Here is a 6041-nt window from a genome sequence, read left to right on the forward strand (position 1 = left end):
AGAGGAAAGGAATGAGTAAACTGAGGAAATATAGTAAGGAATTTAAAGAAGAAGCAGTTAAACTAGTTAGAAATAAGGGTATTATAAATATTTATAATACCCTTTAACATAGTACAAGATAATTACCTACAGCAAGATATACTAGAAGAATACAGCCATACCCATGAGACCAGATCAAAAGCATTAATGCAGGCGGTTGATCTGCTAAACAAGAAGTATGGCAGAGGCACTATACAACATGCAGCCGAGGGGATAAAGAAGGAATGGAAGGTAAAGGCAGAATTACTATCACCCAGATATACTACCAGGTGGGATGAATTAAAGGGAGTAGGGTAGTTATTATAATAATATGCATATTTAAATTATTCAGAAGATAGTTTACTAAGCTTCTGATTAACTCAAACATTATTGAGCTGACTTGGGGCAAAGATAGAGATGACGATAAGGATAGAGTTAAGCTTGTAGAGGAGGACTTCTCTGCTTCAGGTAATAACGTTTACTCTTTACCTTCCTTTATCTCTAAAGTCTCCGCAGGTTCTCCTACATTCGGTGATAGCTTTATAGACGACCTTATTGATCTTAACGGTTACTTAGTTAAAAACCCCCCGCTACTTATTTCATGCGTACAGTCAGTGATGCAATGATTAGTATAGGTATATTTATCGGGGACTTGGTTGTCGTAGATAGAAGCATCACTCCTGAGAATGGTCAAGTTGTGGTTGCTACATACGGGGGAGAGCTGATAATAAGAAGATATTATAATGATAACGGTATTATACTTCTACTTCCCGAGAATGATAACTACACTTCAATCAATGTTACAACCACTCCAGGTATAGTAATATGGGGTATAGCTACCGCGGTTATTCATAAGTTCTAGTACTTATGAATAAAAGGTTATTGCGGTGAGGTCGCTACGGCGCTTTTTGGAGGCGCGCTCCCTCACCTTTACTACCTTATTACCGGATACTAACAATTTATGAGCTAATTCGAGGTAATTTATTCTTCTAGTGCCCACATTTCCTTAAATGCTTCAAAAGTTTTTTTCTCGTGAGCGATTTTATATGCTATTTCAAATTCTCTGTCTGATAATTTGTAACAAGTATTTACTGACAGATCAGCTCTTGTCTTACCTACTACAATTTGCTGAAGTATAAAATATGCACAGTCTTTATTAGGAATAGTTGGAATAGCATTAAACAATTTATCTCTTGCAGCTATCATTGTAGCAGTGTCAAAAGAATAAGCAATATTACTTTGCAAGCTAAATACCCCACAGAAAACAAATATAAACTTTTTATACATAAATTAAATTTACCAATATTAAATGAGATCTAACTTATAAATTTCATAGCTAAATGTCAATCCGACATATTTTAACTGCTTATATATTTTATTGGTATTCGGAAAAAGGCATTATATTGTCATATGTATTTCTATTTATATGCATCTCAGCATCTCTTAATTCATAAATGGACTGTAAATTCATCCATAATTCCGGGGTTGTTTTAAAAAACCTAGAAAGCCTTAATGCAGTATCTCCCGTTATTGCTCTTCTACCGTTCAATATTTCAGTGACTCTATTTGTCGGTACCCCTATATTTTTTGCTAACTGATTTGCACTCATATTAAGTGGTACCAAAAATTCTTCTTTAAGAATCTCTCCCGGATGTATCGGTCTCATTTTATTTTGCATAATCTTCTCCTTAATGATAATCTATTATTTCAACCTGGTAAGCATTACCTTCAAGCCATCGGAAACAAATGCGCCATTGATCATTTATTCTTATACTGTAAAACCCTCTCTTATCCCCAATTAATGCTTCTAACCTATTACCCGGCGGAACTTTCAAATCTTCTAAGCTATGTGCTGCATCGATCATTACTAATTTGCGCTCCGCTTGTTCTTTAAATGAAGAAAATTGCTTTACAAATTTACCGTTAAACAAAGCTTCAGTCTTACTATTAGCAAAACTCTTTATCATACTTATTCATTTTTTTTGTATACCATAATATTATCATGTAGTATGCATTATGTAAAGCATAACAAGCAGGTATCGTTGTTATTTTAGGGGTTTGACAATCAATGGAACGAAAAGTTACTCTAAGGAAATATTATTGTCAGATATAGCTAGATATCGATAAAAGGTAGCTCTTGAAATCTTTAAAATATTACAAATATTATTAATGTTCATATTATGGTTTTGATACATTTTTTTGCAGTTAGAACTTTTGGGTCTGAAGCAAGTATCTTTTTTCTTCCGCCTTTTTTACCTCTATCTCTAGCAGCATTTAAACCTGCTCTTGTTCTTTCATATCCTTTCTAATTCGTTCAATCGCCACTAAGGCTTAATTTTATTTATCTTGGTAACTACTAACAATTACTCTAGTTAATAACCTACTTAAAAAGACGACGGCATAGCCGAGAAAGAAATCAGGACTAAAAATCCTGATCAATCCTGATCACACCAATCGCACCCATAGGTGCATCGGCTGTAAGCTAGGTATAACCTAGTGTTATCTAAGTACATACAAGTGCATACATCTTTATATTGTTTTGTATACACCTTGACATACATTCATCTGGAACTCTTTTAGAATCTTAGTTTAAGCTGTATAGCTACGTGTATATAGCTTATTATAATTCTTTACTTACCTAACCCCTGAGAATTACTACTAGCGCGGTTGGAGGAAGACTCAACCCATATAGTGGATGATTGTTCTTGAGCTCTTATACACTCATCAATTGCCTTTTTTGTTCTTTCAATTTCTGCTCGTGGCCTTGGCTCAATATAATTTTCTCTTAATGTTAAGCTTGTATTAAGGAAAAATTTTGCTTCATCGTATTCCCCTAATTGTTGATGAGATCTCCCACAGCTATAATAAACACTAGCTAGTTTAGGGTTATCTTTTGAACTACAATAAGTAAAGTATTTAATTGCGGAGCGAAATAATTGTGTAGCTCTACTAAAATTTTTTGCTTGATAACAATCAAACCCTTCTTTGTTAAGACGCAGAGCTGTTTCTTGAAATTCTTGGTATAATTGTTTTAAATCATGATAATATTTTCTTTTAAGATACATCTCAGACAAATCTTTAATATCAATGGTAATATATGTCTTAAACTGATTATCCGGAGCATTTTCTTTATAAGATTTACATAAATTGTTAACTTCTGAAAAAATATCATTATCTTTAATCAATATTGTGTTTAGATTTTTTTTCAAACGTCTATCTTCTTTTGTTTGAGGTTTAGCAGTGATATTATCAATAATTTCTTTTAAATTTCTTTTAAATAAAAGAGAGTGATTATATTGATTTAAGTACCCTTCCATATAAAATGCTACTTGCATACTAAGTTCTTTAGGAGGAGTTATAATTTGTACTTTATTTTTGATACTTTCCGCTATTCCAATTAACCTGCCAGCTACTTCAATAAATGGGGCTTCTTTACTAATAAAATTCATTTCTTCTTTCGTAATTTGATTAGAAGTATCAATTGTTAATTCTACCTTATCCATTGGCTCCCATGCCTGGCCATCAAATATTAAAAATTTTTTCTTAGGCATATTTTGTGCATTGAATTTAGCATTCATTCCTACAATTTGGTGTATTTTTTGTACTGCTTCAATTTGCTGCTCTTGCGGATGATGTATCAGTTCTAAACCTTCTCTACTTCTAGGGTATTTAGTAATATTAGGATGAATATCACTATCATTCTGTTTATTAAATGAAATATAAATGCCGCCGTGATTTATATCTACTTCTTTTTTAACTATTAATGATTGAAAACCAATAAAGTTTATAAAACTAATTAATGCTTCATTTACATGTTTTTCATTTTCACGAGAAATAATTATAATTTCTTTTAGGTTTTTAATTTGTTTAATTGCTTGCCCTAGGTTTTCATTCCAAAACATTAAAGTCAGGTTGTCCACATGAGCCAAAATAACTTCCTCTTCACTAATACAAGCTAGTATATTGCATGTTGAAAAGCCATCTGTATAAAGACCCCCGATATCATAACTTTCTGATGTAGGTATCAGTCTTGCACAATATCCTTGTGGTACGTATATTGTTTTAGTCATAAGAAACTCCTAATTAACAATTTGTAAACATTAAATGCTTATAAGCTTCCTTAGTAAAAGGGCATTATCAAAAATGTTACAATATAAGAATTGTTAAATTAAGAGGTTTAATTAATAATGATACTGAGAATTATTATAAATATTAATAGTAAAACATTTATTAGCTGGGTCACAGATAATATCCTGATTGCTGGTACAGAATAAATTATCAGCTTCATATTTTGATGTGCTTACAGTAAACGAATGGTTTTCCCCAGTAGACTCAATATTCATAACAATCCACTTAAGTATTTTTTTGCTTATCTTTCCTAAGTATCTTGAGTTATCAATTTTCTTACATAACTTTTCTCTGGTATTCATGCTTTACGCTTCTATCTGTATTCCTTTACTTCCCATTTTAATATTATTATGCTTCATCTGCAAGTCCTTTTGCGGCTGCTCTGTAGCACTGCCTGAGACTAATTCCAGAGCGGATAACCTGTCTCCTTTATTATTTAATAAGCATTTATATAACTTATCCTTATCCTGCACTAAAGCAGTAAAGTTTTCTTTATGACGTGAAATAGCTACACACCATGCTTTTTGGTTATTAAGCCATTCATTATGATTAAGTACCGCTATACTATCTTTTACCGTTTTTCCTTGGGACGCATGTATAGTAGTACAGTAACCGTAATCTATATGCTTTAAGTGCTCTTTAGATAATTCTTTTACTGTACCGTCCTCCAGCTTTAAAGTTATCTTATCCTTATATATTTTTTCAATTTTAGCCGTTTCAGAGTTAACCAACCCAAGTTGATTATTATTCTTAGTAAATCTAATTTTAAGGCCTTCTTGTAGCTGTAGTTTTACCTCATGAAATACTTCAAACTTGTTTTCATAATTAACTTCTTTCTTTAAATAGTATAAAATCTTTCTTCCTCCCTTCTCTAATGTTAAGCTATTTGTTAGTTCATTAATGTTGACGACTTTTAAATAATCTCCTGCATTAATACCGTTTTTATATTTCTTGTTAAATTTTATTATATTTCCTTTACCGAACGAAGGAGCGAACTTATGATCTGCAATGGTAAAGTCCATCTGCTTTAAAGCCGAGAACTCCATTGTTTCTTTTTTTAACTCACCTGATATGGTTAAACGTTTTCTTATTCCCTCGTTAATTTCATCTCTAAGCCTTCTAGTATTGGCAGTAAGTAATGTTTGTTCCCTTGTTTCTTTAGGTAAAGCCTTATACCAACCAATAGCCGATTCAGCTAACTTTTCCGTATCATAACCTGCTTTTTGTATTCTATCGCCATGTACTTTAAAAGTTTTATCAATATTTCCTTTCGCAGCAGCTATAATTGCTTCCTTATGAAGTTTATTTTTTTGTCTTACAATTTGGTTAAGCTTTATTGAAGGGATAACTGATAAAATCTGTTCAAAGGGCTTACCTGCCTCAACTGCATTTAGCTGCTCGGTACCGCCAGTAATTACCAGCTTTAATCCAAACATATCTTGTAACTTTAGTAAGCTATGCATAATCCTGGTTGAAACTAATGAGCTTTCATCTAAAAACAAAACTGTCTTTTTAAATTCTCTTTTCTTAATAGCTAAAGACTCTTTTGTTCCTCTTCCTTCTAAATATCCGTTATACTTGCCTAAAAAGCTATGCAGGGTGTTACTTTCCTTAAGCTTAGCAGACTCTTTTAATGTCTTAGCTGCTGAAGCAGTTGGAGCATTACCTTGAAACTTTTCACCCCACCCGATAAGACTGATAAATTTCCTTCCCGAAATATCTCTTACCCCATTTAACACGGTTGATTTTCCGACACCAGGCAACCCTTCTATAGCTATAATTTTATCTTTAGAGGTAAGTATATGTTTCAATGCTTTTCTTTGTTGGTCATTCATTTGAAAATTCGGATCTTTAGCTTTCTCCCTCATTTCAAAGCTTTGACACCGCTTTACAAA

At 32.5% G+C, this 6041-nt stretch carries 8 protein-coding genes and 1 pseudogene; 2 read left to right on the forward strand and 7 right to left on the reverse strand.

All coding sequences use genetic code 11. The features are described 5' to 3' along the window. Positions 1-186 precede the first annotated feature (186 nt). On the forward strand, positions 187-336 hold the full coding sequence (locus tag NF27_RS12650; protein ID WP_084212954.1) for a DUF4113 domain-containing protein: 150 nt from the start codon (positions 187-189) through the stop codon (positions 334-336). Positions 337-613: 277 nt separating this feature from the next. After that, a pseudogene (locus tag NF27_RS10040) lies at positions 614-880 on the forward strand (LexA family protein); the annotation flags it as partial. Positions 881-999: 119 nt separating this feature from the next. Here the strand turns inward: NF27_RS10040 and NF27_RS10045 are convergent. The 7 genes from NF27_RS10045 to NF27_RS10070 form a co-directional block, all read right to left on the reverse strand. Next, positions 1000-1263, reverse strand: a complete 264-nt coding sequence (locus NF27_RS10045) for a hypothetical protein (RefSeq protein ID WP_152606907.1) — start codon at positions 1261-1263, stop codon at positions 1000-1002. 130 nt (positions 1264-1393) lie between these two features. Beyond that, positions 1394-1696: a HigA family addiction module antitoxin gene (locus tag NF27_RS10050; protein WP_053332780.1), complete on the reverse strand. Its 303-nt coding sequence runs from the start codon at positions 1694-1696 to the stop codon at positions 1394-1396. A 10-nt stretch (positions 1697-1706) separates the two neighbouring features. After that, a complete protein-coding gene (locus NF27_RS10055) occupies positions 1707-1985 on the reverse strand; it encodes a type II toxin-antitoxin system RelE/ParE family toxin (RefSeq protein WP_039459194.1) in 279 nt (92 codons plus the stop codon). Positions 1986-2099: 114 nt separating this feature from the next. After that, positions 2100-2213, reverse strand: a complete 114-nt coding sequence (locus NF27_RS13345; protein WP_410518035.1) for a helix-turn-helix domain-containing protein — start codon at positions 2211-2213, stop codon at positions 2100-2102. 435 nt (positions 2214-2648) lie between these two features. Next, positions 2649-4088 carry a tetratricopeptide repeat protein gene (locus NF27_RS10060; protein WP_039459197.1) on the reverse strand — a complete coding sequence of 480 codons (1440 nt, stop codon included), beginning with the start codon at positions 4086-4088 and terminating at the stop codon, positions 2649-2651. Between the two features lie 111 nt (positions 4089-4199). Beyond that, positions 4200-4448 (reverse strand): hypothetical protein, encoded by a 249-nt coding sequence (locus NF27_RS10065; protein WP_039459199.1) that lies wholly within the window; start codon positions 4446-4448, stop codon positions 4200-4202. Positions 4449-4451: 3 nt separating this feature from the next. Beyond that, positions 4452-6041: ATP-dependent DNA helicase (locus NF27_RS10070; RefSeq protein ID WP_204367897.1), on the reverse strand; the 1590-nt coding region annotated here is incomplete at its 5' end.

It is taken from the genome of Candidatus Jidaibacter acanthamoeba (genome assembly GCF_000815465.1).
Lineage (GTDB): Bacteria > Pseudomonadota > Alphaproteobacteria > Rickettsiales > Midichloriaceae > Jidaibacter > Jidaibacter acanthamoebae.